The 25,895-nt window shown below is 42.9% G+C and carries 24 protein-coding genes; 14 read left to right on the forward strand and 10 right to left on the reverse strand.

The genetic code is table 11. From position 1 onward, the window contains the following. Positions 1 to 64 precede the first annotated feature (64 nt). Entirely contained in the window at positions 65 to 1,225 is a 1,161-nt protein-coding gene (locus NKT06_RS15760) for an alpha/beta hydrolase (RefSeq protein ID WP_253436192.1), read from the reverse strand. Between the two features lie 111 nt (positions 1,226 to 1,336). Beyond that, on the reverse strand, positions 1,337 to 1,996 hold the full coding sequence (locus NKT06_RS15765; protein ID WP_253436196.1) for a TetR/AcrR family transcriptional regulator: 660 nt from the start codon (positions 1,994 to 1,996) through the stop codon (positions 1,337 to 1,339). Between the two features lie 241 nt (positions 1,997 to 2,237). Between NKT06_RS15765 and NKT06_RS15770 the strand changes: the two genes are divergently transcribed. Then, on the forward strand, positions 2,238 to 2,987 hold the full coding sequence (locus NKT06_RS15770) for a pentapeptide repeat-containing protein (protein WP_253436199.1): 750 nt from the start codon (positions 2,238 to 2,240) through the stop codon (positions 2,985 to 2,987). A 155-nt stretch (positions 2,988 to 3,142) separates the two neighbouring features. Here NKT06_RS15770 and NKT06_RS15775 read toward each other — a convergent pair whose 3' ends face one another. After that, on the reverse strand, positions 3,143 to 4,162 hold the full coding sequence (locus tag NKT06_RS15775) for an alpha/beta fold hydrolase (protein ID WP_253436202.1): 1,020 nt from the start codon (positions 4,160 to 4,162) through the stop codon (positions 3,143 to 3,145). Between the two features lie 143 nt (positions 4,163 to 4,305). Between NKT06_RS15775 and NKT06_RS15780 the strand changes: the two genes are divergently transcribed. Continuing rightward, positions 4,306 to 5,232 carry a LysR family transcriptional regulator gene (locus NKT06_RS15780; protein WP_253436205.1) on the forward strand — a complete coding sequence of 309 codons (927 nt, stop codon included), beginning with the start codon at positions 4,306 to 4,308 and terminating at the stop codon, positions 5,230 to 5,232. 210 nt (positions 5,233 to 5,442) lie between these two features. Beyond that, the gene (locus tag NKT06_RS15785; RefSeq protein ID WP_253436208.1) at positions 5,443 to 5,604 is read left to right on the forward strand and encodes a hypothetical protein; all 162 of its coding nucleotides are present in this window, start codon (positions 5,443 to 5,445) and stop codon (positions 5,602 to 5,604) included. A 174-nt stretch (positions 5,605 to 5,778) separates the two neighbouring features. Here the strand turns inward: NKT06_RS15785 and NKT06_RS15790 are convergent, their stop codons facing one another. Further along, complete coding sequence (locus tag NKT06_RS15790) at positions 5,779 to 7,335, reverse strand: glycine betaine uptake BCCT transporter (protein WP_253436211.1); 1,557 nt, start codon at positions 7,333 to 7,335, stop codon at positions 5,779 to 5,781. Between the two features lie 245 nt (positions 7,336 to 7,580). On the opposite strand from NKT06_RS15790, the gene NKT06_RS15795 reads away from it, so the two are divergent. The 4 genes from NKT06_RS15795 to NKT06_RS15810 all read left to right on the forward strand — a co-directional run bounded on the left by NKT06_RS15795 (position 7,581) and on the right by NKT06_RS15810 (position 12,815). After that, positions 7,581 to 8,210: a histidine phosphatase family protein gene (locus NKT06_RS15795; RefSeq protein WP_253436215.1), complete on the forward strand. Its 630-nt coding sequence runs from the start codon at positions 7,581 to 7,583 to the stop codon at positions 8,208 to 8,210. A gap of 359 nt (positions 8,211 to 8,569) precedes the next feature. Continuing rightward, a complete protein-coding gene (locus NKT06_RS15800; RefSeq protein ID WP_253436218.1) occupies positions 8,570 to 9,406 on the forward strand; it encodes an ABC transporter ATP-binding protein in 837 nt (278 codons plus the stop codon). 985 nt (positions 9,407 to 10,391) lie between these two features. Beyond that, on the forward strand, positions 10,392 to 10,796 hold the full coding sequence (locus NKT06_RS15805; RefSeq protein WP_253436221.1) for a VOC family protein: 405 nt from the start codon (positions 10,392 to 10,394) through the stop codon (positions 10,794 to 10,796). 87 nt (positions 10,797 to 10,883) lie between these two features. Then, complete coding sequence (locus tag NKT06_RS15810) at positions 10,884 to 12,815, forward strand: fructose-1,6-bisphosphatase (protein WP_253436224.1); 1,932 nt, start codon at positions 10,884 to 10,886, stop codon at positions 12,813 to 12,815. 242 nt (positions 12,816 to 13,057) lie between these two features. Here NKT06_RS15810 and NKT06_RS15815 read toward each other — a convergent pair whose 3' ends face one another. Further along, positions 13,058 to 14,632 (reverse strand): FAD-dependent monooxygenase, encoded by a 1,575-nt coding sequence (locus NKT06_RS15815; protein ID WP_253436228.1) that lies wholly within the window; start codon positions 14,630 to 14,632, stop codon positions 13,058 to 13,060. A gap of 128 nt (positions 14,633 to 14,760) precedes the next feature. Here NKT06_RS15815 and NKT06_RS15820 point away from each other — a divergent pair, with 128 nt between their 5' ends. Further along, entirely contained in the window at positions 14,761 to 15,396 is a 636-nt protein-coding gene (locus NKT06_RS15820) for a TetR/AcrR family transcriptional regulator (RefSeq protein WP_253436231.1), read from the forward strand. A 162-nt stretch (positions 15,397 to 15,558) separates the two neighbouring features. On the opposite strand, the gene NKT06_RS15825 is transcribed toward NKT06_RS15820, so the two are convergent. Continuing rightward, positions 15,559 to 16,533: an NAD(P)-dependent oxidoreductase gene (locus tag NKT06_RS15825; RefSeq protein ID WP_253436233.1), complete on the reverse strand. Its 975-nt coding sequence runs from the start codon at positions 16,531 to 16,533 to the stop codon at positions 15,559 to 15,561. Positions 16,534 to 16,681: 148 nt separating this feature from the next. Between NKT06_RS15825 and NKT06_RS15830 the strand changes: the two genes are divergently transcribed. From NKT06_RS15830 to NKT06_RS15840, 3 genes are all read left to right on the forward strand, one after another. Then, a complete protein-coding gene (locus tag NKT06_RS15830; protein ID WP_253436236.1) occupies positions 16,682 to 17,242 on the forward strand; it encodes a helix-turn-helix domain-containing protein in 561 nt (186 codons plus the stop codon). 214 nt (positions 17,243 to 17,456) lie between these two features. Then, positions 17,457 to 18,689: a CynX/NimT family MFS transporter gene (locus NKT06_RS15835; RefSeq protein ID WP_253436240.1), complete on the forward strand. Its 1,233-nt coding sequence runs from the start codon at positions 17,457 to 17,459 to the stop codon at positions 18,687 to 18,689. Positions 18,690 to 18,694: 5 nt separating this feature from the next. Beyond that, positions 18,695 to 19,126, forward strand: a complete 432-nt coding sequence (locus NKT06_RS15840) for a universal stress protein (RefSeq protein ID WP_253436243.1) — start codon at positions 18,695 to 18,697, stop codon at positions 19,124 to 19,126. 240 nt (positions 19,127 to 19,366) lie between these two features. Here the strand turns inward: NKT06_RS15840 and NKT06_RS15845 are convergent, their stop codons facing one another. Then, positions 19,367 to 19,624, reverse strand: a complete 258-nt coding sequence (locus NKT06_RS15845) for a GlsB/YeaQ/YmgE family stress response membrane protein (RefSeq protein ID WP_091029919.1) — start codon at positions 19,622 to 19,624, stop codon at positions 19,367 to 19,369. 154 nt (positions 19,625 to 19,778) lie between these two features. On the opposite strand from NKT06_RS15845, the gene NKT06_RS15850 reads away from it, so the two are divergent. From NKT06_RS15850 to NKT06_RS15860, 3 genes are all read left to right on the forward strand, one after another. Then, positions 19,779 to 20,495, forward strand: a complete 717-nt coding sequence (locus NKT06_RS15850; RefSeq protein ID WP_253436246.1) for a response regulator transcription factor — start codon at positions 19,779 to 19,781, stop codon at positions 20,493 to 20,495. Between the two features lie 71 nt (positions 20,496 to 20,566). After that, a complete protein-coding gene (locus tag NKT06_RS15855; RefSeq protein ID WP_253436250.1) occupies positions 20,567 to 21,919 on the forward strand; it encodes a sensor histidine kinase in 1,353 nt (450 codons plus the stop codon). Positions 21,920 to 22,045: 126 nt separating this feature from the next. Next, positions 22,046 to 22,750: a hypothetical protein gene (locus tag NKT06_RS15860; protein ID WP_253436253.1), complete on the forward strand. Its 705-nt coding sequence runs from the start codon at positions 22,046 to 22,048 to the stop codon at positions 22,748 to 22,750. Between the two features lie 124 nt (positions 22,751 to 22,874). Here the strand turns inward: NKT06_RS15860 and NKT06_RS15865 are convergent, their stop codons facing one another. Genes NKT06_RS15865 through NKT06_RS15875 form a run of 3 tightly spaced genes read right to left on the reverse strand, consistent with a single transcriptional unit; the run spans position 22,875 to position 25,813 of the window. Beyond that, positions 22,875 to 24,191 carry a sensor histidine kinase gene (locus tag NKT06_RS15865; protein WP_253436256.1) on the reverse strand — a complete coding sequence of 439 codons (1,317 nt, stop codon included), beginning with the start codon at positions 24,189 to 24,191 and terminating at the stop codon, positions 22,875 to 22,877. Next, positions 24,166 to 24,864 carry a response regulator transcription factor gene (locus NKT06_RS15870; RefSeq protein WP_253436259.1) on the reverse strand — a complete coding sequence of 233 codons (699 nt, stop codon included), beginning with the start codon at positions 24,862 to 24,864 and terminating at the stop codon, positions 24,166 to 24,168. Before NKT06_RS15870 ends, NKT06_RS15865 begins: the two co-directional genes overlap by 26 nt. Beyond that, the gene (locus tag NKT06_RS15875) at positions 24,854 to 25,813 is read right to left on the reverse strand and encodes a phosphatidylinositol-specific phospholipase C/glycerophosphodiester phosphodiesterase family protein (RefSeq protein ID WP_253436262.1); all 960 of its coding nucleotides are present in this window, start codon (positions 25,811 to 25,813) and stop codon (positions 24,854 to 24,856) included. The genes NKT06_RS15870 and NKT06_RS15875 overlap by 11 nt, the downstream gene beginning before the upstream one ends. Positions 25,814 to 25,895: the final 82 nt, after the last annotated feature.

Genomic DNA, 25,895 nt, shown 5'->3' on the forward strand with positions numbered 1-25,895 from the left:
CGATTAGATCCATATGCAAATAAAGAGAATCGGCTTTTTCTGTGGTTAGCTTTTGGATATGCGTTTATCTGCAATCTTTCGGTGATGTCACTTGTTGCTGATACTTCTTGATCAGCTCCACGCCATCGTATGCCAAACTTTCCACACTTGCCGCTTTCTGCAGGATGTAATGATCAAAGAAGTTCTTCGTATAGTCTGTAACAAGATTTCGCATCTCCATAGCATCCCGTTCGCCCCTGATTTCCTCATTCACACGGGTAAACACAATGTCGCAGTAATCTAAATGTGCAACACGATCAATAGAGAAATAATAAGTTTCCATGCTATTGTTAGCCCCAATTATCGCATTCATGTTATAGTTGGGTTCACTAAACAGTAGCAAGAAGGGTTTCTTAAGGTCGCTGCCCTGAAGCCCGAACGCACCGCTATCCAAGCCAATCCCGCAGGCGAAACGGTCGTCGTCCCGGCAAACCATCGCCGTCGTAAGCCCTCCATAAGAATGTCCAACGATGCCCATGCCGATGTCAAGCAACAATCTGCCCTTAAAGATGGAATCCAGCTCTCCAGAGTCCAGTTTGTAAAGATAATCAGCTACATACCTTACGTCTTCTGCCTGTAATTCACTATACTCTGTTACCTTGGCAAGTATCGGCAGTGTAAGCACGTTATGGCACATCTCAATAGCAGTTTTATCGTCAGGCCGCATCTCCATCTTACCTGCCAACGCCAGCATCTCCGGATCTTCAGAGAACGCTATAAGGGCATCCGAAAAACCCTTTGATACATTAAACAAGCGCCCATCTTTACGCTTATACATTGTGCTATTCTGATGGCCGATGCTCACCACAACATATCCCATGCTTGCTAAGTCTGTGCAGATCACTGTACCCCATTCTGGAGAACCGCCCCCGCCGCAAACATAGAATAACACCGGATAGCGCTTTTCCTTCCCGGAGAGAGCAAGGTCGTCGTAACATCGGGTCTTGATATCTATAGAGAAAACGTCCTTTAATGCCGTGACAAGTGGCTGCTCATTAAACATCTCGTAGACTTCAGGAAACATGTACGTTGATGTCGTCTTGCCTTCGTTACTATCAGACGGATAATACACAAACGCCGTCAGTTCTCTTTTGGAGTGATCTGATGCGGTGTACTCAAAATCCATCTGGGTTCGACCAACAGTGTACCCGCCAATTGGTTCTGGAAATGCATCATACGTTTTCATCTTTTTGTTCCCCTTTCATTAATAAAAGTGGCGAAATGAAATACATAGATTGTGCTATGAGCGCTTTTCAAAACTGGAAAACGATTGCGTTCGGTCTTCAGTGAATCATATCTACTCCTTGGCTTTCTTGAGATCGCTTACTATGTCAGAATATTGATGATCTTCAAGCAGCCCATGACTCATAAAGTCAGCAAAGTACCTGCTAAGCTTATGTTGCAAAGTAGAGTCCTTAATATCGAATTCCCTAAAAAACATGACTAAATTAAACTGCATTGACTCAAACATGAAAGAAATCAGATCGTCGTCAAGATCGGGTCGAAGATATCCATCAACCCTCATTCGGCGTAAAATGTCCTTGATTAAAGGGAATGATTCTCCCTTTAGCACATCCAGATATACTTTAAGCAAAGTGTTCTCAGGAATGTTTAAAAATGTTTTAGTGAGTTTGATTTCCAACTCATTCAGCGGTTCGGTCACCGTACCATTAACGTTTCCAAATAAACCTGTAAGGAAAAACCGGTAAAGGGAATCTTCATTACTGTTATTGAAATACGCAGCTCTTTTCTGGGTGACATTACGTACTAAGAGACAATAAAGGTCATCTTTGTCTTCAAAATAGCGATAAAATGTTCCGGGGTGCATGGACAAACAATCCAAAACCATCTTCATCGTTATATCCTCGTAAAGATGATTAACAAAAAGATGCATAGCGTTATTCGATATTTCCGCGCGCCTTGCTTCATCTAAACGAAAGAAAGAATTTTTGGGCATAGAATACTCCTTTATTCAAAGTGTGAACTGATTCACACCATACCGATAATTGATTCACATGTCAAGTTTAGAAATATAAATATGAATGATTGAAACCACTGTTATGTTCATTAACATGAGGTATTTTAAGTTTGTTACAATATGTATGAAGTGAGAAGATGAAAGTAGATCAGCAGGGTTCCTGCTTTGATCTTATTTTCATAATTTTAAAATATTTTAAAGAAATGATAGGGTGATTGGGATGAGAAGACTGGAGTCTGGTATGACAGTAGACAACGAAATATTCACTGATATTGTCAGGTATGAACACGAAACGATCAGCGAAACAACCATAACAAATTCGAATGTTGGTTCTCCAATATTTTGGAGCTGCAACCTGCATCATCTTGTATTTAATACCTGCGATCTTACCAATGCGAGATTTTTTGCCGGTAGTACGATTAATCATTGTACATTTATTCGTTCCGACTTGCGCTCTGTTGGCATTGCGAGGAACGAAGCTGTTTTCACCAATTGCGAATTTTCCTCCTGCGATATGAGAGGCATGACATTGGAGAATGCTACGTTTATCGACTGTACTTTTTTTAAATGTCGATTTAATGACCGGATTTTACAAGCGGCGAATATCGTCAATTGTTCCTTTACCGGCAAGCTAGTGGATATTACGTTTGAAGGAGATGGCAAACAAAAGCTAATCGCCAATTTTGAAAACTGCATCCTTGACGGTGTTCGTTTTGTAGGCTGTGACCTGACGCAATGTATTCCGCCAAAATCCAAAAACCATTTGTATGTTGAGCAGGTATCCTCACGTGTGAAAAAGGCTATGAAGAAGATAGACGAAGACCCTAATCTATCTGACGACGATCGGAAAGTACTGGTTCGCAATCTGCGCAAGCTTGAGCATATGGAACAATATATTTTTAACACGGCGCATATGGAGAAAATATATGGTGATGTATTTGTTGAACGATTTTTCAGCAGTCTGGAATAATGCGTAAACAACTCGGCCGCGGAAAAATGTCAAAGGACACGAACATATTCCCATTAAATCGCTATTTTAGCGACTTGTTTTTTTGTACTGTTCGTGTCCCGATTGAAGAAAAAAGAAAATTTCGCTAAAGTGACACATCCAATGCAAGTGATAGTTTATACTTTTGTGCTAAGTGACAACAGATGTTTTAGATTGTCATCAATAAATTGATTATCGGTACTATTGATCCCCCGACCAGCAAAATGACCCCAGATGGATTGTATTGGGTTAAAAGTAGCATTAGGAATACGCTCCGCTTCATATTCATTATCGTCCGCTGTGCAGAAGAGATCCGTGCTCCCTGGCATGATGCAGGCAAGTGCTCTTATGCTTTTAAGCGCTTTATCAAAATCTCCGTTATAGGAGGGATTGGCACTAATATCTGCATGCTGTCCTGTCCATAACATGCTTAAAACATTATGCGGATCCATATTCATGAAACTCTCTTCCCAGACACCAGCTACGAAATCTTCCAATGATTCAAATCCCATCTCATGATAAACTTCTTCTCTGTAAAACGCATGTGATAACCCCCATCCGGCATATACCCGACCAACGGCGCGCATGTCTGCAGAAGTCAATTGGTTTAATTTACTTGAGTCAAAATGGACCGCTGATAGCAGGGAAGATTTCACACCTTCCAGAACCACATAGGTGTGAGGCCAAGGCTTGGCGATTCCTCCAAAAGGTGCAATTCGTTCAACCATCTCCGGGTAACTAGCCCCCCATTGAAATGCCTGAATGCCGCCCATAGACCACCCTACGACGAGAGCAATCTTTTGAATACCGAATTTCTCAACCAGCAGTCGGTGCTGTAATCTAACGTTGTCATAGATCGTTACTTGTGGAAAGTTTGACCGGTCAAATGGAGGAGGCGTGTTACTGGGAGAGGAAGAGAGGCCATTGCCGAGCAAATTAGGAACGATAATAAAATATTTCTCTGGATCCAGTGCCATCCCGCTGCCGATGAGCCATTCATTTTGAACATGCTGATCTCCAAAAGCGGTTGGATAGACAATAACATTATCTTTCTTTTCATTTAATTTTCCGTAAGTTTTATAAGCGAGATAGGCGTTTGGTAACGTCACTTCTGATTGTAAAATGACATCACCCAAATTAAAAATTTCATAATCCATCGTATAGTCGCTCCCTTCAAATTGAAAAACCACATGCTCACTGTGATCTCTTGTGCTTAGTATAGAGCCGTGATAGTCTCATTAAAAGTGAATGGAATTCAAGATAGCATTCAATAAAATTGAAAGATGAAGGGAGAACATCAATGGAATTTCGCCAACTGAATACGTTTTGTACGGTTGCAGCAACATTAAACTTCACGCGGGCAGCAGAAGTACTTAGCTACGTTCCTTCCAACGTCACGATGCAGATTAAAGCATTGGAAGACGAGCTGGGAGTTCGCCTCTTTGATCGGTTGGGCAAGCAACTCGCTCTTACAACAGCGGGCAAACGCTTTTTACCGCATGCCCAAGATGTACTTGAAAAATTGGAGGAGGCTCGTAGTGTTGTTCATGACAATGAAAAACTAACCGGTACCCTAACAATAAGTGCGAATGAGGTCATCTGCTCCTACCGGCTTCCAACTATCTTTCAACAGTTTCGTTCGCAACATCCGGGAGTTCGATTGATCTTTCGCTCAGTGCCTAATCAAGAGCTCAAGCAAACATTATTTGAGGGAACCACGGATATCGTTTATATGCTAGACGAACCTATTCGTTCAAACGGGCTGGTCGTGGAATCACTTGTAGAGGAAAAATTCCGGTTGTTAGCGGCTCCAGATCACCCGCTTGCTAAACGAACAACGTTGCAGTTGGAAGATTTTCATGGAGAAGTGTTCCTGACTAATGAAAAGGGTTGTCCATATCGAGCAATGTTTGACCGGTCTTTTGAGAAAGAGGGCATTGATAACATCACATATCTAGAGTTTCAAAGCGCTGAAGCCATTAAACAATGTGCGATCTCAGGACTCGGTATTGGTTTTCTTCCTGAAATCGTTGTAGAAGCCGAAGTTGAACGCGGACAACTAGTTGTTCTTCCATGGCAAATTGCGGATTTGCGGGTGTATACACAGATGTTGTGGCATAAAGAAAAGTGGCTTTCACCAATCATGTCATCGTTTATTGAAACAGCAAGGGAAGCTTTTCATGTACAGAATGAAAATAAACCGTTCATTCATGCAATTTCCACATAGTCAGGACTTATTTTCATGCTGCATCTGCATTTAAACCTTTTACAATCATTGTAAGTAAGCTATAATACAATCATCTGTGGGAATACCCAATATAAAAGTGAAATAATGTAATTGGTCGAGACCAAGTATAAACGAAATTGATTACTGGATCGACACGGCACATCGTGTTGGGTGACGTGAATCCATATAAAAAAAATCGGAGGTATCATTATGATTAAGAAGAAACTTTGCACAACCCTTAGCGCAGCTTTAATCGTTTCTATGCTGGCTACTGGCGGGATCGTCGTTTTCCAAGGTAAAACAACATTGGAGGTAGCGAAGTCAGCAGGAGACAAAAAGGTTGAAGTTATTAAAGGTATCCAAAGCACCTGATGCGAAAGTCAACGAGAATCAAAAAAACTCCAAATGTTACATAAAAAAAAACCAAAGTTCCGATCGGAACTTTGGTTTTTTTATGTACTTGCGTGTAATAGAACAAGGAGAAGCTTGTACTACAATTCTCGAAGAAAAGACAGGCACACTTTCTAACGAGATCAACAAGATACATTACGTGCCTGGAACTTCAGGCTGCAAGTTTTCATGTTCCTCCAGCAGTCGTTTCAGCTTTTGGCGCTGCCGTTTTTCCTTCTGACGTCGCTCTTTGTCCTCAGCCTGCAGTGCCTTGAGTAAGGAGACACACATCCCGATAAGGACAACAGCGAACGGCAGGGCAGACACGATGGAGGCCGTCTGAAGGCCGTTCAATCCCCCACTAATCAGCAGCACTACCGCTATAGCGGACTGCATGATTCCCCAAGTTAATTTCACTCTTGTGCTCGGATCCATCTTGCCATCTGTAGTCAGCATGCCAAGCACAAAGGTAGCCGAATCAGCCGACGTAATAAAGAAGATCATGATCAGGACAGTAGCGATGAATGCTACGATTGTGCCTAAAGGCAACTGCTCCAACATAAGGAATAAAGCGGTTGTCGCATCTTCCTTGACGGCTTCCGCCAGATGAGCGGCATTGAACAATTCCATGTGAAGTCCTGTTCCGCCGAAGACTGAGAACCAGACAAATCCGAAAAGGCTTGGAATAACCATGACGTAAATTACAAATTCTTTTATGGTTCTTCCTTTGGATACCCTTGCGATAAAAGTACCGACAAAGGGAGCCCATGCGATCCACCATGCCCAGTAGAATAACGTCCATGCTCCAATCCAGGTTTCTCTTGAGAACGGCGTCAATCTCAAACTCATGTTAATAATATTCTGCATATAACTGCCCAAGGTTGTTGTGAAAGTGTCGAATATAAAAGAAGTTGGTCCAGTTACCAACACAAACAGCATCAACAACACAGCTATAACGAGGTTGGTATTGCTCAGAATCTTAATCCCTTTATCCAGTCCGGAAGTTGCCGAGATTAGAAACAATACGGTTACAACTGAGATAATGACAACTTGGGTCACAACCGAGTTAGGTATACCGAATAAGTGATTCAGCCCCCCACCGATCTGAAGTGCACCCAAACCAAGCGAGGTCGCAACACCAAAGATCGTAGAGATAACCGCCAGAATATCAATGAACTTACCAAGCCAGCCTGCAGCAAGACGCTCACCGATCAGAGGAATAAAGGTGGAACTGATCAGCCCTTTGTATCCTTTGCGGAACTGGAAGTAAGCAAGCGCTAAACCGATGACGGTATAGATCGCCCAAGGATGCAGCCCCCAGTGAAAGAAGGAATAACGCATGGAAAGTCTTGCTGCCTGCGCAGTTCCGGGTTCTGCTCCTTCTGGTGCAGATAAATAGTGGGACAGCGGTTCAGCAACTCCCCAGAAAACCAATCCAATGCCCATACCAGCGCTAAACAGCATGGACAGCCAGGAAATCGTAGAATATTCCGGTTCATCATCGTCATCCCCCAGCCTGATACCGCCAAATCGGCTGAATGCCAGATAGAAAGCGAAGATCAGGAAGAACAGTGTCGCTAACAAATAAAACCAGCCAAAATTGTGAATAGAGAAGTTGTAGGCTACGTTAGCCACGTCCGCCAGCTGATCAGGAGCAACGGCTCCCCATATTGCAAACAGTGTAACGATGATAATTGTGATGGTAAATACCATGAAGAGACCTCCATTATGTAAGCTTCATCCAACTTTTCCTTAGTATGTACTAGTCCAGCTAATAATCATTCGGAAAGCCAGCTGTTGATAAAATAAAACAATCCGACGTGTATTGAAACAGGTGTGGCAAAAGTCCTTTTTTTCAGAGGGAAGGATTTATCAATTATTGATGTCCCATAAGGAGAGAAATGTTGAATAAAATATGATAACAAGGGGGAGAGTAGGGAGAAAAAGGTGGAAAATCCATGTACCGTGTAACCACTTTAGTCATTAGTCTTTTTCTGTTCTTTGGGGCATATCATACTGCCGAAGCATCAGAAATATCCACATCTTCTCTCATAAATGATCTACAAAAAGGGGGTTACATCCTTTATGTCCGACATGGAGATGCAACAGTTGGAGTAGATCAACCAGATTTTAGTTTGACAGATTGCTCCACACAGAGGAATTTAAGTGCGGTTGGAAAGGAACAGGCAGAGAAGTATGGTCATGCTATTCGGAAACTAAATATCCCCGTCCATTTCCCCGTGGAAGCAAGCCCCCTTTGTCGAACTCTCCAAACTGCTCAGATTGCTTTTGGTGCACAAAATGTAAAAGAAAATACATTTTGGTTAAACATATATAAACTCAGTCAAAATCTGGATACAGAAAATATAAACAGTACAATTCAAGCATTTACAAATGAAGTGGAGCAAACCTCTCCAACGAATTCGAACAGGCTTATTGTAGCTCACTCTTTTCCTAACGGTCTGGGATTAGGAGAACTCTCGAGTATGGAGACAGTCATTATCAAACCACTGGGAGACCAAAAAGGGTATCAAATTGTTGGAAAATTGAAATTAGAAGATGTTTTACAGCAAGCTGGAATGTCTTAGATGTCGAGGGACAAGAAGAACATATTCTCATTCAAGTCGCTATTTTGGCGGCTTTTTTATCGTTTCCTGATGGAAAAATAAGAATCCAGAAATTAATAAGATCATATACTTATGTGAAGTGGTTCAAAGAGAGGGATTCCACGTTCAAAATAGAATACAACAAGAAGGATTGTCTATTTTACCAATATTGGCTATATCGATCAAGAAAGACGATTCTTAAATTAATGAGAGGACTGATTTTATGAAAACTAAACAACTTTTAAATATGTTTGCAAACGAGAACAGTAACTTTGTTGTATCTATGAATGAAGATTCATGTAAACGAATAACTAATTATGGTGAATGTGAGGAGAAAATAAATGAAACTGGTACTTCAGAATGTAAGGAAGAGTTTTGGTGATCAACAAGTATTAAACGATCTCAGTTTTCAATTTGAAAAAGGAAAGATATATGGCCTTCTGGGACGAAATGGTGCTGGAAAAACAACTTTATTTAATTGTTTAGGTGGCGAGATACAGGCAGATGGTGGCACTATGAAAGTCGTGGACGAATCCACATCCCGTAACATCGAGATAGATGATGTTGGATACGTATATTCCATGCCATTGTTACCGGAGTTTCTGACGGGATATGAGTTTGTACGTTTTTTCATTGATGTTAATTCCGAAGTGATTGAAGGGCGAGGAGACGATATTGACGCTCTTTTTGATATGATGCACATGACACAGGAAGACCGGCATAAACTCATTAAGCACTACTCACATGGGATGAAAAACAAAGTGCAAATGATGTTATTTTTGCTCACTAAACCAACAGTAATCTTGCTGGACGAACCTCTCACTTCCTTTGATGTCATCGTTGCGAGCGAGATGAAACAATTGCTGTGTGATATGAAGAAGGATCATGTACTCATTTTCTCAACTCATATATTACAACTGGCAACGGATCTGTGTGATGAATTAATTATTCTAAATGATGGCAGTTTGACGCATATTTCCCCTGATATCCTCATCCAGCCCGATTTTGAAGAGAAGGTCATTGAATTATTGCGAAATGAAAGCGAGATTGCTCGGACAGAAAATGAACGGAAACAGATGGAAAACGGAGTTGAGAAGGAGAGTGCCGATGCAGGAAATCTGTTGCTGGTTATGTCTTACTCAAACATACCGATTACACAGCAGCAGTACGCGCAGTAACGAACCAAGCTGATCCTTTGTTAAATACGGAAATCATGATGGCTAATCTTCAACAAAAAATGGTTCAGTCAAAAGATCATGAGCATAGCAGCGATTCCTCGGCTAACCTGCATGATCGTGTGCAAACTTCATCGAATAAGAGGGGATACGACCAAATTCACAACCTCCTGGTTACTCGGCACGATCATCTCATCCAATTGCCTTTTCGCAGACGTTTAACAGCTATTATGATCATCGGATTATTACTATCTTTCTTCGCACTCATTTTCAGAGACCATGTCTCTCTAAACACGGTGGAACGATTTACGCCTATACTCATTATGGCTATGCTAAGCCTGACAATAGGTCGAGAGGTTTGTAAGGGGCTATTTTACCATTGTGATATGCAGCTTATGCGCTACTCCTTTTATCGCAAGCATGCGAAGCAACATTTTCGTCTAAGGTTTAGAAGTGTATTATTCTTAAATCTAAAATTAGGTGCGTGTCTAGCAGCCGTACTAAGTATCTCTATACTTGTTTTGTCTGAAGGAAGGGATATAAGTACATTGCTTGCCATCTGGTTTATGACGATGACACTGTCCATATTTTTCTCAGTACATCATCTGTTGGTATATTATGTGTTCCAACCCTACACAACGGAGTTGGACACCAATAATCCTCTTTTTACATTAGTGAACAGTCTTATTTCATTAGGCTTTGTTATAACGATGTTTTTAAATCCAACTCTGTGGGTGCTCACTGTTGTCTTAATCGTGCTTACTGTAGGATATCTGTTCAGTGCGGTACCCGTCGTATCCAAATATGCTCAAAACAATTTTAGAGTGAAGTGAACGAAAGCCCCAATTATTTTAAAACGCTACTGACATAACGTTGTCAGTAGCGTTTTTTTATCATTGGATATGTAAATGTAAAAGGATATAGATAGTAACAATTCTGTTTTACAACAACTGTAGGACACAGTCAGATTTAGAAAGGATGATATATTGTGAATTTTTCTTCTGTACGCATCATTACTGACGACGTGGATCGTCTCGTTGAGTTCTACGAAAAAGTCTTGGAGGTTACGGCAGAACGACCTGCGCCGGTATTTGCCGAACTCGTTGTGCCATCATGCACCCTTGCAATAGGCCATTCCCAGACGGCGCAGTTGTTCGGTACGGATGCTGTACTGAGCGCCAATAACCGTACTGTCATTATTGAGTTTCGAGTCGATGATGTGGAAGCCGAATATGAGCGCTTAAAGTCATTTGTCGATCATTGGGTAAAAGAACCGACCATGATGCCGTGGGGAAACCGTTCCATGCTGTTCCGCGATCCCGATGGCAACCTACTTAACCTTTTTGAGCCCGTGACCGAGGATGCGATTAAACGGTTTAAAGATAGACATTAACGTACGGTTTCAATGAAATTTGTTCATCTACGACGAATTGGAGTATGATTGGGGAAGACATTACTTCTTTGGAGGGGGACATCTGTTTTGGATGAGCAGTTTCTAGATTTATTGGCCGAAAAATATGATACGGAAGAAAAGATTGTAACCGAGATCATCAACCTTGAAGCGATCTCCAATCTCCCGAAGGGAACCGAGCATTTTGTCAGCGATTTGCATGGGGAGTTCCAGGCATTTCAGCATGTACTAAGAAACGGTTCGGGTACCGTCAGAGAGAAAATCAAAGAATTATTCCGGGAAGCTTGGACAGATCAAGAAATCAATGATTTTGCGGCATTGGTTTATTATCCGGAAGAAAAAATACAGCTGGTTATAGGTGAACTGAGCAATAAACAGGCTCTGAACCAGTGGTATAGACGAACGATTGAACACATGCTTAAGCTTATCTCTTATGCCTCTTCCAAGTATACGCGCTCGAAATTGCGTAAAGCTCTGCCGGAGCAATATGTATATATTGTAGAAGAGCTTCTATACAAGACGGATTCGACCAACAATAAGGACCCTTATTACGAGGAAATATATCGACAAATTATATCCTTGGGCCAGGCGGACAAGCTCATCATCGGCCTTGCTTATACGACCCAGCGCCTGGTAGTTGACCATCTTCATGTGGTTGGAGATATCTATGACCGGGGGCCGGACCCTGATAAAATTATGGACACGCTAATCAACTACCATTCTGTAGATATTCAGTGGGGGAACCATGATGTCCTCTGGATCGGTGCATATGCGGGTTCTCTGGTCTGCCTTGCGAATATTATCCGGATCTGCGCCAGGTACGACAATCTGGACATCATTGAAGATGTGTACGGAATCAATCTGCGCCCACTGCTAAATCTGGCGGAGAAATATTACGAAGACAATCTGCCCTTTAGACCTAAACTGCAAGCTGGCCATAACGTATCGGAGCAGGAAATTCTGCAGATCACCAAAATTCACCAGGCCATTGCAATGATCCAGTTTAAACTGGAAATCCCGATTATCAAGAGACGTCCGTACTTTAATATGTCTGAGAGGCTTTTGCTGGAGAAGATTGATTACGACAACAATGAAATCAATATCTGCGGAAAAACGTACCCGCTGGAAAACACCTGTTTCAGCACTGTAAATCCGCAAAAGCCTGAACAATTGCTGGAGGAAGAACGTCAGGTGATGGAAAAGCTCCTGTTCTCCGTTCAGCATTCCGAAAAGCTGGCCAGACATATGAACTTTCTTATGAAGAAGGGTAGTCTTTATTTAAAATACAACGGGAATTTGTTAATCCACGGCTGTATTCCTTTGGACGAAGAAGGAAATATGGAAGAAATGCAGATTGAAGACAAGACGTATGCGGGCCGTCAATTGCTTGATGTTTTTGAAGATCATTTACGCTACGCCTTTGCGCATCCGGAAGAGACAGAAGATCTGGCGACGGATATGGTATGGTACATCTGGACAGGGGAATGTTCCTCGCTCTTTGGAAAGAGAGAAATGACTACTTTTGAACGGTATTTTATCCAGGATAAAGAAGCACATAAAGAGAACAAGAATCCATACTACCATTTACGTGAGAATGAAGAGGTCTGTCGAAAAATCATGCAAGAGTTTGATTTGAATCCGGATCATGGACATGTCATTAACGGCCACACACCAGTCAAAGAAATTCGCGGAGAGAGCCCTGTTAAAGCAAACGGTAAAATGATCGTGATTGACGGCGGTTTTTCCAAAGCCTATCAATCCACAACGGGCATTGCCGGATATACGTTGCTGTTTAATTCCTTTGGCATGCAGCTCGTCGCCCATCAGAAATTCAATTCAAAAGAAGATGTGTTATGCAACGGAACGGACGTATTGTCTGTAAAAAGACTGGTGGATAAAGAACTGGAACGAAAACTCGTGAAGGAAACCAATGTTGGAGAGAAGCTGCTGCAGAAAATCTCAAATTTGAAGGACCTTCTGGAATATCACTATATGAATTAAAACGATTGCTAAAAACATCCTGATTAAATGTTGGAGTGTAATTAGACACAGACGCTCGTATAGGCAGGGAAGTAAATCCCCTGCCTATACGAGTTTTTCTTTTTTTACAGAGCGATGTAACAGAGGCAGGAGCCTCTGAGATGCCACCGCCACAGGGATCAATTAGCCCTTATTAGTGTTCAAGATGAGTAATTCCTCTTGAGTATAGGTTCTGCACTTTAAAACCTCATATAGTGTCCAAATCAGTTTACGCGATAGATGGAATTCAAGTAATTCGAAATTAATGCGGTATCATCCAGAGAGGTACGCAGTGCGATGTAACCGTCAGGACGAATCAAGACGAGTTCTTTGCTTGCTACATCGTATATTCGATAGGCATTCCCTACTGTGTCTATTAAGCCTTCCGTCCCATCTTCGTTCGATGGCAGGATATAATGCACATGGAGTTCATCGTTGGTGAAGTTATTCAAGGAAGGAACAATACAATCAACGCAGTTTGCAAAAGCCAAAAGCGTCCAGTGTGGGCCGCGCAATAGGTCAAAGATACTTCCTGCAAACCCGGTGCCTTTCAGGCCCGTAGCATTAGGAGCACGATCCCCAGGAGAGGGAGAGGTAACATGGGTTAGAGGAGACGGACGGATAAGAGAACTTGACCGATAGGAAATGAGAAGCCCACTCGTCAGATCGTCGGATATGGTGCTCAAAGATTGGGACAACTCTCCGCTTTCTGTCGCCGTTGCAACGACCACTCCCATCTTCTTCGTGCTGTCCTCAAGCACGGCTTGAGCCACAGGACGGCGCTCTTCATCGTACGTGTCGAGTAAGGAGGTATCCGCTCCGCGAATGACAGCAGCGAGCTTCCAGCCTAAGTTGTACGCGTCCTGTATGCCGGTATTCATACCTTGACCGCCTGCAGGTGAATGAACATGGGCAGCATCGCCAGCAAGGAAAACGCGGTCTTTACGATAACGTTCTACCATTCGAACGTTGACCCGGTAGATGGACAGCCAGGAAGCATCTGTGAGTCGAACACGTCCAGCCCCGGCGCGCCGGTCAAACATGGCTTGATATGTCTCTAGCGACGGCTGCTCTGGTTCTTCGTGGTCTGCTGGAATGGTAGCCTGCAGTTGCCAAATATCGGATTTCGGCAGCGGCGTCACTCCGACCATCCCCTCCGAAGATGTCCAGATATAGATACGGTCACGGTCTAATCCTTCCAATCGTACATCGCCAAGATACCATCGCTCATGATCGTGTGTTTCTCCAACCAGCGGTAAGTGAATAAATTTGCGAATATTGCTTTTCCCCCCGTCAGCGCCGACGACATAACGAGCGCGAATGTGCTCTTCTCCTTGTGGTGAATTCACGGTTACCGTTACACCATCCACATCCTGAACAAGCCCTACAGCTTCCATGCCCAACTCAACTTGCCCACCAAGCTCTGCATATCGGTCGCGCAATGCTTTTTCCACATCAAATTGAGCAATCCAGACTGGATCACGATAGGGGGTTGCGAGTTCGACGCTGGCTGCCACGGTAATAGACGGCTTATCCACACTCCTGCCATCTGCGGTATAATAACGAACAGGCAAATCCATAACACCCGTGTCAATAATGTGATGAACGGCCTCCAAATCATCGACGACTTCAAGCGAGCGAGGCTGGATTCCTTTAGCACGAGAAGCAACGTTGTATAAGGTGCTTCGTTCAATAATACGATGGGCGACGTTTCGACGGGCAAGATCGCAGGCAAGTGTAAGCCCCGTGGGACCGGCCCCGACAATAAGAACATCAACAAAAGACCGCATGGTATTCATGGTTGAATCCTCCTTGATCATTGTTTTGATAGGTTACACGTGTTATACTACACCGTGCAGTGTAGTTTGTAAACAAAGCTTTAACTCTAATCGATTTCAGATAGTATACATATAGGGGGAATAGAAGAATGGAACATACGGAAAACAAGAAAATCCGAAAGGGCTCTTCTGACAAACGAGCTAAAATTATTACAGCAGCAAGAGATCTATTTCTTTCAGATGGTTTTGAGCGTTCCAGTGTCGATGCGATCGCAGCAAAAGCAGGTGTTTCCAAACGGACCGTTTATGATTATTATGGTGACAAACAGAACCTGTTGCTTACCGTTGTGGAAGATTCCAGTTCTGCGGTTCTTGACATGATTGAGCAAGGGATTTCAGACCACCTCTCGGAATTCACAGATCTGAAACAGGCACTCATCTTGTTTTGCGAGCAAATTGTAGCTTCTGCGAACGGCTCATCCGACTATATGGCTTTGATCCGTCTGGTAATGGTGGAAGCTGCCAACCTGCCAGACTCATTTTTGGAAAAGCTGGATAAGGCAACTGAAGAAGGGCTCACCAGGAGATTTACAGCGTTTGGTCAAGACGGATTGCTCGATGTTCCCGATCCTGAAATGGCTACGAAACATTTCACTGCATTAACGTTTTTATTGGTCTTTAATCAACCTGGACAAACAGGAACATTGGGGGCGGAACAAACCAAACGTATCATCACTGAAGGGGTACGTGTCTTTCTTTGCGCATATGCACCCCGTGGCGTTTAAAACGAAAATCAACCATCATCATACTAATTGCGATTTTACTTAACGATAGAATACTGGTGGGGCTGCTAAATTAGCGTAAACATATGCTGAGGATATGTAGGCGTTCAAAAGCAGAACAGGAAAAAGGTCTGGGTGCAAACTAAACTGCCCAGACCTTTATTCTTACATTAGATTATCCGTGGAGGGAGGGCAAGGTAACTGATTGAGCTTGCTTTCAGGCTCTTCACCATTTTCTACACGTTTTATATTCTTTATAAAAAAATCATATCTTGTTTTATGATATTTCCGACCATCAGGCATTCCCGCTGTATGGGGAGTAAGGATCACATTACCCAGATTCCGGAGATCACTGTCAATAGGAAGCGGTTCAGATTCAAACACATCCAGGCATGCACCTGAAATATCCCCGTTTTTTAATGCATCCATTAAGTCCTTTTCGTTGACAATCCCGCCGCGGGCTGTATTGATAAAAAGAGATGTATTCTTCATTTTTTTGAATGTCGCTTTGTTGATCAGCTGTTTGGTTTGTTGATTCAAGGGTACATGTACACTGACGATGTCCGATGTGCTTACAAGCGTATCAAAATCCACCATTTTCACCAAATCATCCGATTGTGCAGTGGCATTTCTCGCATAAGCCAGCACATTCATATCAAAGACCCTGCAAAACGCAGCTACTTTTTTTCCGATAGCGCCCAAACCGATAATCCCCATCGTTTTGCCTTTTAATTCACTTCCTGTATAGTCCAATTGATGTTCATCCATCTTGTTTTTCATGAAAGTATCCAGAAACGATATGTTTTTATAATAAGACAATATCAGTGCCATTACGTGCTCGGCCACTGCCTGTGCATTCACTCCTGCAGCATTGGCCACCCAAATGCCGAGCTGTGTACAGGCAGGGACATCCACATTATCATATCCTGCACCCGTCTGTACCAATTTCAATTTTTTTGCGACAGAAAGCAGGCTGTGATCCACTTTAATATGTTCAGGGATGATTACATGGCAATCTTCAATATGATGCAGCATTTCGTTTCCGGGCGGGACAATTACAACGTTCCAGTCTTGTGGAAAACACCTTACAATATTTGATTTTGAGGTCTCGCTAAAATAGCCAACGATGAGAATCTTCATTTGTTAAACCACCTTTCATAACCTATACGATTCTTCAAATATAACACGTATGATGTTCGTTATTGAGTAACGTCGTTAGGAGCGTATGGAAAAGAATCTAAATAAACAATATACTAGCTATATAGTTTTTTGTTGAGGTGAATATCAAATGGATGAAATAGATGAATCAAAACAAATTGTATTACAAATCGGCGGTGCATTGAAAAAGTACAGAAAAGAAAAAAACATGACCTTAGACGACTTATCAGAATTAACAGGCGTAAGCAAACTTACACTGGGAAATATCGAACGTGGCGAGACAAATCCAACTTTGGCCATTATATGGAAAATATCAAAAGGAATATCGTTACCGCTATTGGCTTTGTTCACAGCAGAGAAACCTGTTAGTTTGTATCGGGCAGGCGAGGGACTGCGGTTTTCTAATGATGAAAAAAATTGGATCATTGAACCCGTTTTTAAAAGCAATGATATTGAAATGTGCCGGGCTTATTTACAGCCAAATAGCTCATATTACCCTGAAGGTCATCATGTGAACACAACTGAAATTGCGACAGTAATGACTGGTTCCATTGAGTTACAAGTCAATGGAGAGATTCACACATTGAATCAATATGATACGATCAGTTTTCGTGCAGATTACCCTCACGCCTATACCAATCATACAAATAGCGAAACAGTGCTTCATATATCCTTAAAGTATGGTTTCTAAAAGTCGAAAAGCCACTTATTAAATGCAACTCCGAATTCCATGACGGAAATTCGGAGTTGCATTTTTTAGGTTATTTTAGTATATCATAAAATAATTATTGTTTAATAAAGTATAGTATAATATACTTTTCTTATTCGCGCGGATGTTATAGCAAAGTTTCCAGCCAACAAGTAGCAAAAATAAGACGTAAGAATTCAGGAAGGAGAAATGAAGAATGCCGAATAAACAAAATAATAAATTCGTGCCATCCTCTGTAGCGCTGATCATTCTCGGCATTATTGTTATTGCAGCTAATTTACGTACTCCCTTAACCTCAGTTGGTCCTTTAGTGGGATTTATAAGGGATGACGTTCATATTTCAAATACATTAGCAGGTCTGATCACAACGGTACCTTTGCTTGCCTTTGCTTTATTATCACCTCTCGTACCAAAGTTAGGACGAAGATATGGGGTTGAGCGTATCATTTTGCTTGCCTTAATCTTGCTGACTGTTGGTATTGTAATACGATCTTTATCTGGCGCAGTTAATCTGTTTATTGGGACAGCAGTTCTTGGATTCGCAATTGCCGTTTGTAATGTATTATTGCCCAGCATAATTAAACGGGATTTCCCTAATAAAATTGGCTCCATGACAGGAATTTACTCCATTTCAATGAATTTATCTGGGGCAATCGCTTCGGGAATCAGTGTACCGCTAGCCATAAACGGAGGGCTAAAATGGCAGGGAGCACTGGCGGTATGGGGGATACTAAGCTTTGTATCGATCCTGTGTTGGTTACCCCAATTAAGAAATCAAACGAACCAAACAGCCAAGACGAGTCAACAGATGGCCAGCAACGATGTGAATGTCTGGCGATCCCCGCTTGCCTGGCAAGTAACGATCTTTATGGGGATACAGTCCATGATTTTCTATGTGTTGATCGCATGGTTGCCCGAAATTTTAAAGCAGCAAGGAATTGAATCCAACCAATCAGGCTGGTACCTCTCGATCATGCAGTTAGCTATGCTTCCATTTACCTTTATTGTGCCTGTGGTTGCTGGGCGTATGTCTAATCAACGTTTGTTAGTAGTCATCACAACCATTTTGCTTTTGACGGGGACGCTCGGACTTCTTTACGGCAGTTCCAATATCATTCTTTTGTGGATCATCATACTCGGAATTGGTGGAGGCTTCGCCTTTAGTTTGGCCATGATGTTTTTCGGGTTACGCACTGAAAATGCGCATCAAGCAGCGGAACTATCTGGTATGGCCCAATCGATCGGATATCTTCTTGCCGCAATTGGTCCAGCTCTTATAGGATATCTGCATGATGCAACAAATAGCTGGAACCTGCCACTTTTCATTCTTCTAGGGGCTTCGATCTTACTCTTTTTAGTGGGTATAGGAGCTGCAAACAACCGCTTTGTGGGTAGTCAAAATAGTTACGAAATGTCACGGAAAGGATGATAACTATGTTTGACAAAATTATGGTGGCCATTGATAAAGGTGAAATAACGAACAAACTCCTTGATGCAACCGTTGAAATAGCACAAAATAAACAAGCTCAAGTTACCTTGGTTCATGTTAGCCAGAGTTATGTGCCGATCGGCATGACGTTTTTACCAGAGAATTTTCTGGAAGACATAATGAACGAAATGGAGAAAGCGAGTTTGGAACAGTTGCATCAAGCCAAATCTAAATTAAAATCTGCGGGAATTAACCCGGAAACTGTTCATCTTAAGGGAGATCCTGGGCATGAAATATTGAATTATGCAAGGGATACGGAGCAGCAACTTATTATTATCGGGAGCCGTGGGCTAAGAGGCATAAAAGAAATGATGCTTGGAAGTGTTAGCCACAAGGTTTCACAGTTATCAAGTTGCCCAGTCCTCATTGTTCATTAACTCCTCTATACAGCGGCATTTCAGGATAATGTGTCCTACAAGTGCCGCTGTTTTTCTATCCTTTAGTTGCCGAAAATGATGAAGGATCAGCGGAGTGTTTGATCTTCCAATGCCTTTTCAGGCTTGAAGGAATGGATAAAGTCAGCACAAAAAAAGGACCGTAAGTGTTCATCTCCCATCGATGAATGCTTTCGGTCCTTTTATCTAATGAACGACGGTATCGGTCTTCGCCTCTCTTGATTAACGTCTTCGGAAGGCCCCGCCGCGTGCGAGAGCGAAGAAGATGAGCAGGGCAATAATGGAGCCAACGATGGCTGGAATAATGTGAAATCCGCCAATCACCGGTCCCCTTGGTCCCAGCAATTCCGTTCCTAACCAGGAACCGATAAAACCCGCAATAACGTTCCCAAGTACACCGCCCGGTACATCTCGCCCAATCAAGTTGCCGCTTAACCAACCAATAAGTCCACCAACAATGAGTACCCAGAGCAGATCCATGGATTGTTCTCCTTTCTTCGGGTTTATTACAAGTTATGTGGGGTTCGTTGGATTATACCTCATCTTCCTGTCGGTGGAGGAATCTAAAGCGTCTGTGCTAAGATGGGTTAATATAGGATTGAAGACGTTGGAGAACAAGGGTAGATAGGGGTGCGTGTACATTTTGAAGAAAATCTTAGTCATTGATGATGAAATCGCTATTCGAGATTTAATTGAGCTGGTGCTAAGGCGAGAAAACTATGATGTGCAGACCGCAGAGGACGGCAAAACGGGCCTGAGGCTGCTCGACTCTTTTCAACCCGATATAGTGGTACTTGATCTGATGCTGCCAGATTGCTCCGGATATGACTTGTGCAAGGAAATTACCGGAAAACGCGCCATTCCTGTGATTATGCTCTCAGCCAAAAATGAGGTAATCGACAAGGTGCTTGGACTAGAACTAGGCGCGGAAGATTATATGACCAAACCCTTTGATAATCGTGAATTGCTCGCTCGCATCAAGGTGATTCTGAGAAGAAACGAGAGCAAGGAGGAATCAAGCGAAGGAACAGAGGTGACATCTACACGCATCATTCATGAAGAGTTGACATTTGACCTGGAAAGCCGAAGAGTGCTGAAAAACGATGTACCTGTGTCTTTAACGGCCAAAGAGTTTAAAATTCTGGAAACGTTACTCAAAAGGCCAGAAAAAATCTTTACCCGGGATGAATTGCTGCAGATTGGGTGGGGATATGACTTTATGGGAGACAGTCGCAGTGTGGATATGACCATCATGCGATTACGGAAGAAGCTCGAGGATAACGCGGATGAACCGAAGTATGTCAGGACGATCTATGGATTTGGCTATCAACTTGGAGGTGGCGAGGCCTGAAATATGCAACCCGGTTACTGCTGAATTATTTATTTTTCTCCCTGCTGTCTTTTGGCATCATCATATTTGCAGTGAACAAAGCCATTGATTACTACAGCTTCGTTACCATTGAGAAACAGATGATGGAGAAGGCAGATCTGTCCGAGTTGTCCTTCCGTGAGGTGCTGGCTCAGCATAGGTCATCGTCAGGAGAGCCGCAGACGGAGGAAATCGTCAGACTTGCGCTGGAGAAGCTGAAAGCTTCAGGCAAGGAAGTACGTATCTATGACAGCTCCAAGCAATTGCTGGGCTTGGCTGTGGATGGCATCATCATTAATGATGGCAAACCGCTTATTTTTGACAAAAATATTGAGAAAGCACTAAGCGGCAGTTATGCCTACACCGTCACGGAAGATCATCTGCTTTATTTTGCGACGCCCATTCAGGATCAATTCTACGAAAACGCTTATGTGTATGAGTTCGTGGAGGACATTTCCTACTTTTATGCCATCATGGATCAAATACGTTATATCCTGTTTGCAGGTGCAGGCGGTTTCATTGTACTGATTACGTTAGCCAGTCTATGGATTGCACGCAATACAACCAAGCCGATTAAGATACTACTTGGCGCTGCGCAAAGTTTCTCCAGACAGGAGTTTCGGAGAGTTCATCTAAAACGGAAGGATGAGCTGGGCATGCTGGCAGATGGGCTGGATTCCATGGGGCGACAGCTTCATGATTACATTCAGTACCAGAAACAATTTGTCTCCAACGTATCTCACGAGTTAAAAACACCCTTGGCAGCCATTCGTGGTTTCTCTCAATACTTGGTTGAAGGGGAGACTGAGAACAAGGAGCTGCAAAAAATCTATGCTCATCTGTTGCAGGAATCGGATCGGCTCACCCGCTTAATTAATGAACTGTTATTACTATCCCGATTCGATAAGGCTGGTTCTAATAATTTGGAAGTCGAAAAGACGGAAATGAACGAACTGATTCAGCAAGTTGCAATGAATATGGGAGCCAAGGCTAAGGATAAAGGGATCGAGATCAGAGTTAGTCAGGCGGAGCAAGAACCGGAAGATGAGGGTACGACAAGAGTGCAAGCCAACGTGAATCCAATGCTGATGTCCCATGCGATCGCTAATCTTGTGGACAATGCCATCAAATATTCAGGCAGTCCATCGCTGATCGAATTGAAATTGGAACATACGCCAAGCGAAGTAGTTATACGGATACGTGATCAAGGCATAGGCATCGCGGGCGATGAGCTGGAGCGAGTTCAGGAACGCTTTTACCGGGCGAAAAATGCAAGTACAGCAAATGGTTCGGGTCTTGGACTTTCCATTTGCAAAGAGATTGTAGAGCGGTTTAATGGATATATCGACATCGAAAGTCAACTGGGAAAAGGGACGACCGTTACAATTGTTTTGCCCCGAGCGTAGCCCTGCATCTAAAACCCAAGCCTAAATAGGTAACGTTACAAGATTGGTACATTTCTGTTATAAGACTAACAAATCTTTTATTTATAATCACTTCATAAGAACAAATCAAACATTTATGGAGGGATCATGATGAAATTAACAAAGAAAGCTGCAGGGTTTATCGTACTAGGCGCTTTACTAACGGGGGCATTAACGGGCTGTCAATCCAGTGAAGCTACATCTCCCGCAACCGGACAGACCACAGCAAATGAACAAAGCAAAGGCGAAGGAGCAACCAATACTAATACGCCTGCTTCCGTAAATTCGGAAGAAAAGGGTACTGAAGCGATTAAAGAAGGTTCGATGGAGAAGGAAGGCAATGTGGTGCTGAAGGAGCTTGCTTTTGTCTATAATGAGCACACCATTGCGATTTCGGATACAGCGAATGAAGATCAGATGGAACAGATGCTTGGCAAACCGGATAACCTGAAATCTCATACGTACAGTGCTGACGATGGAACAAATATGGATAACTTAATCGGTTTTACGGAAAAAGTGTACACGTATCCCGGTCTGGAGATTAAAACCATCAGTATACCGGAGGGCAAACAAGACTCCATCTTTCATATCGAAATCACAGATCCTAAGTACGCGACAGTGCGAAACATTAAAGCAGGAGACAGCCTGGATACACTCAAAAACGCCTACCCTGAGGGGAAACTGCTTGGGGATGGAGCTCCAGATGAGGAGGATGACTTCCGTTACGAGCCATCCAATTATGTGGATGTGATGTCGTTTCATATCAAGGATGCCAAGGTCGAGAGCATTCAGATCTACAGTCTTCTGGACTAATATTTAGTGAGTCATGTCGGTAAGTCATTCATACGATTCACCTTTAATACCTGAATAAAAATGAAAAGTTAACCCTCATACATCCTGAAAAGGAGCATTGAGGGTTAACTTGGTTTTAGGCCTTTTAGATAATGCGCTGCTTGGGTAAATGCAGAATAACGTTGAATTGATCGCCATGAATTTCGATTTTAATCTCCCCGCCATGCAGCTCAACGATGCTTTTCACAATGGACAGCCCTAGGCCTGAGCCTTCAGTCTGGCGGGATTCATCTGCTCTTTTGAAACGTTCGAACAACTCTTCCGCAGCAAAATCAATCTCATAAGCAGCAGTATTTTGAATCTTGAATTGTACCTGATCATCAGACTCGTCCAAATAAATATAGATTCTGGTTCCTGGAAGCGAATATTTCTGCGCGTTGCCAATTAAATTTTCGAATACACGCCAAATTTTATTGCCGTCCAAATGTGCATGGATGGGGAATTTTGCAATCCTCTCCCGAATCACAGGCGACGTTTGTCCCATACTGGTATTGGACTCGGCAATCGCCTGTGTCAACAAAGTTGCGACATCGACGTACTCAATATCCAGCTCTACCGTACCGCTGGCGATCTTTGAGATTTCGAACAGGTCTTCAATCAGCAGCTTCAACCGTAGCGCCTTCCGGTCCAGGGTTTCAATATAGGCTCGGGTAGTCTCCGTAGACAGATCTTCTTTTTTTAACAAATCAACATAGTTGATAATAGAAGTAAGCGGGGTCTTCAAATCATGCGATACGTTGGTAATCAGCTCTGTTTTTAACCGTTCGCTCTTCATTTGATTCTCCAGCGCGCTTTGATACCCGGCTTTCATATTGTTAATATAGCCAGCAAGCTTGGATAAGGCATCCTTGCCGGTTACCTGAATCGTATTCTGAATATTCCCTTCGGCAATTTCTTTGCTCCCGTTGATGATGGCGATGAAGCGGCCAAGCTTGGAAAGGATATACGGAACCAGGAACAGCACATACAGCAATACATAAAGTATGAGCAAGCCCTGTTCGTATCCACTGTAATATGTGTCTGCCTCCCAAATAGAAATGCCCGCTATCGCGGTTAGCAGAAACATCATGATGATGCCAAACGTTAATCTCCAGTTTTGCAAACTGGCTCTAAGACCGGTTCTCCAAATATGAAAGTAATCCATCAGCAGGCTGCCATGCCAGAAGGAACGTCTAGCTTGAGGTGCCTTTAAATAAAGAAACAGCCTGCTTGTCAGTAAGCAAAGAATAATTAAGGCAAGCAGTACCTGTATGTAACTTGAAGTTGAATAGCCAATACTCAACCCCGTGTATGAATACGAGTTTATGAGTAAGAGGATCCATAAGATCGCGGCGACAATGATGACAATAAGGTCGATTGGAACCTTCCGATCGGCTTTATTTTTTCTCAATTTTGTATCCAATTCCCCATACCACCTTTAAATATTTTGGGTCTTTGGGATTGATTTCAATTTTTTCACGGATGTTTCTCACATGTACGGCAACCGTATTCTCTGAAGTGAAGATCAGTTCATTCCACACGCGCTCATAAATCTCTTCGATTGAGAAAACTCTGCCTTTGTTCTCCATCAGCAGCTCCAAAATTTTGTATTCTTTCGGGGTTAGTTTGACGTCCTCACCATCTATCTCAACAGTCTTCGAGCTTTTGTTCAGCACGAGTCCTCTTACTTGAATGAGCTCATCCCTGTTTGACTGAAAGGAACCTAAATTCGTAAACCGGCGCAGCTGAGATCGGACTCTGGCAATCAGCTCTAGAGGATTGAACGGCTTCGTAATATAGTCATCAGCGCCCACGTTGAGTCCCAAAATCTTGTCGCTATCTTCTGACTTGGCGGAAAGCATAATGATCGGTATATTTTTGTTTTCACGAATTTTAAATGTCGTTTTAATTCCATCGAGCTGCGGCATCATGTTGTCCATAATAATAAGATGAATGGTTTCTTGTTCAAGAATTTCCAGCGCCTCCAATCCGTTAGAGGCAGTGAATACATCCACATCTTCACTTTTCAAATAAATAACGAGCGCTTCCCGAATTTCCGGTTCATCGTCTACAACAAGAATGTTATTAGTAGCCATTGTTTCTCACCTTCATCACGATATTTCTTATACTTGCTAATCCGGAACTCATGTATCGCGAAAATTCAACATGGCCGGGGGGAGCGTCTGCAAGCATTAGCTCCTCTGGTGATTCTTCCTGATCCGTGTAAAACCCATGTACCCCAAACCTGGACAGAATCTGCATAACCGGTCTGCTGTTGACAGTGTGAACATAACTTTTTACCCCAAACTTATTCAGTGCTGGAACTAAATTGGGGTTTAGATACACGCGGTATGCAGGCATGGCAACGGCTGTCAGTTGTTTGTCCCTTACGAATTCTACAATACTTTCGGCGGAGGCGCCAGTTTTGTAAAGTGAATATATTTTGTTTGGAAAGGGGTGGATTCCCATAACCGTGTCATACATTTCCGGGCTGAAGATTTCAAATATAACCCGGTTGAGCAGTGCAGGATCCGTACGCCGAACCTCATTGACTAGATGCGCAAACTGCTGCTGAATTTGCTCTTTGCGGTATGCTTTCGTGTCCACAATTAAGTCAAAATCAGGATATTGTTTCATCAGCTGCAGTATGTCCGGCAGGGTAAGAGGGTGGAATCTTCCCATAATAAGCGAGTTTGCAAACTGAAGCTTGGTTACGTTTCGTCCGCGATGAGCGGCCAAGTCCGGCTGTAGCTTCTGCGACCAATCATGTCTGGCTACAAGCTTCCCGTCCGTCGTCTGCACAAGATCAACCTCGAACAAACGGTACCCTCTATTGTAATTGGTTATAAATGCCTCATAAGAATTGGTGTAGCTAGCACCGTCAACTCCACCGAATGCATGTGCAATAAGCCTATTTTCCTGCCAGCCGCTGGTGCCAGCTATAGAACCCGGCTGATTTTGACCTGACCTTACAAGCCCCCAGTTGCACCAGATCATTCCCGCCGTAATGACTATGAGTAAGGTTAACATCATCGTTTTCTTCATTCGTTCTGCTCCTTCGTTATCCCGATGTAAGTCATGCTACAGGACGCAAATGAAGAAGGAGTGGTATAAAAACGAAGGAATT

Origin of the sequence: Paenibacillus sp. 1781tsa1 (assembly GCF_024159265.1) — a bacterium.
In the GTDB taxonomy this organism is placed as follows: domain Bacteria; phylum Bacillota; class Bacilli; order Paenibacillales; family Paenibacillaceae; genus Paenibacillus.

Excerpts from the sequence above, each read along its gene's own strand:
- NKT06_RS15830 (WP_253436236.1), top strand. The coding sequence starts at position 16,682 with ATGGATGAAATAGATGAATCAAAACAAATTGTATTACAAATCGGCGGT.
- NKT06_RS15875 (WP_253436262.1), bottom strand. The coding sequence starts at position 25,813 with ATGAAGAAAACGATGATGTTAACCTTACTCATAGTCATTACGGCGGGA.
- NKT06_RS15860 (WP_253436253.1), top strand. The coding sequence starts at position 22,046 with ATGATGAAATTAACAAAGAAAGCTGCAGGGTTTATCGTACTAGGCGCT.
- NKT06_RS15835 (WP_253436240.1), top strand. The coding sequence starts at position 17,457 with ATGCCGAATAAACAAAATAATAAATTCGTGCCATCCTCTGTAGCGCTG.
- NKT06_RS15800 (WP_253436218.1), top strand. The coding sequence starts at position 8,570 with ATGAAACTGGTACTTCAGAATGTAAGGAAGAGTTTTGGTGATCAACAA.
- NKT06_RS15785 (WP_253436208.1), top strand. The coding sequence starts at position 5,443 with ATGATTAAGAAGAAACTTTGCACAACCCTTAGCGCAGCTTTAATCGTT.
- NKT06_RS15775 (WP_253436202.1), bottom strand. The coding sequence starts at position 4,162 with ATGGATTATGAAATTTTTAATTTGGGTGATGTCATTTTACAATCAGAA.
- NKT06_RS15770 (WP_253436199.1), top strand. The coding sequence starts at position 2,238 with ATGAGAAGACTGGAGTCTGGTATGACAGTAGACAACGAAATATTCACT.
- NKT06_RS15820 (WP_253436231.1), top strand. The coding sequence starts at position 14,761 with ATGGAACATACGGAAAACAAGAAAATCCGAAAGGGCTCTTCTGACAAA.
- NKT06_RS15780 (WP_253436205.1), top strand. The coding sequence starts at position 4,306 with ATGGAATTTCGCCAACTGAATACGTTTTGTACGGTTGCAGCAACATTA.
- NKT06_RS15840 (WP_253436243.1), top strand. The coding sequence starts at position 18,695 with ATGTTTGACAAAATTATGGTGGCCATTGATAAAGGTGAAATAACGAAC.
- NKT06_RS15825 (WP_253436233.1), bottom strand. The coding sequence starts at position 16,533 with ATGAAGATTCTCATCGTTGGCTATTTTAGCGAGACCTCAAAATCAAAT.
- NKT06_RS15815 (WP_253436228.1), bottom strand. The coding sequence starts at position 14,632 with ATGAATACCATGCGGTCTTTTGTTGATGTTCTTATTGTCGGGGCCGGT.
- NKT06_RS15790 (WP_253436211.1), bottom strand. The coding sequence starts at position 7,335 with ATGGTATTTACCATCACAATTATCATCGTTACACTGTTTGCAATATGG.
- NKT06_RS15765 (WP_253436196.1), bottom strand. The coding sequence starts at position 1,996 with ATGCCCAAAAATTCTTTCTTTCGTTTAGATGAAGCAAGGCGCGCGGAA.
- NKT06_RS15760 (WP_253436192.1), bottom strand. The coding sequence starts at position 1,225 with ATGAAAACGTATGATGCATTTCCAGAACCAATTGGCGGGTACACTGTT.
- NKT06_RS15870 (WP_253436259.1), bottom strand. The coding sequence starts at position 24,864 with ATGGCTACTAATAACATTCTTGTTGTAGACGATGAACCGGAAATTCGG.
- NKT06_RS15845 (WP_091029919.1), bottom strand. The coding sequence starts at position 19,624 with ATGGATCTGCTCTGGGTACTCATTGTTGGTGGACTTATTGGTTGGTTA.
- NKT06_RS15795 (WP_253436215.1), top strand. The coding sequence starts at position 7,581 with ATGTACCGTGTAACCACTTTAGTCATTAGTCTTTTTCTGTTCTTTGGG.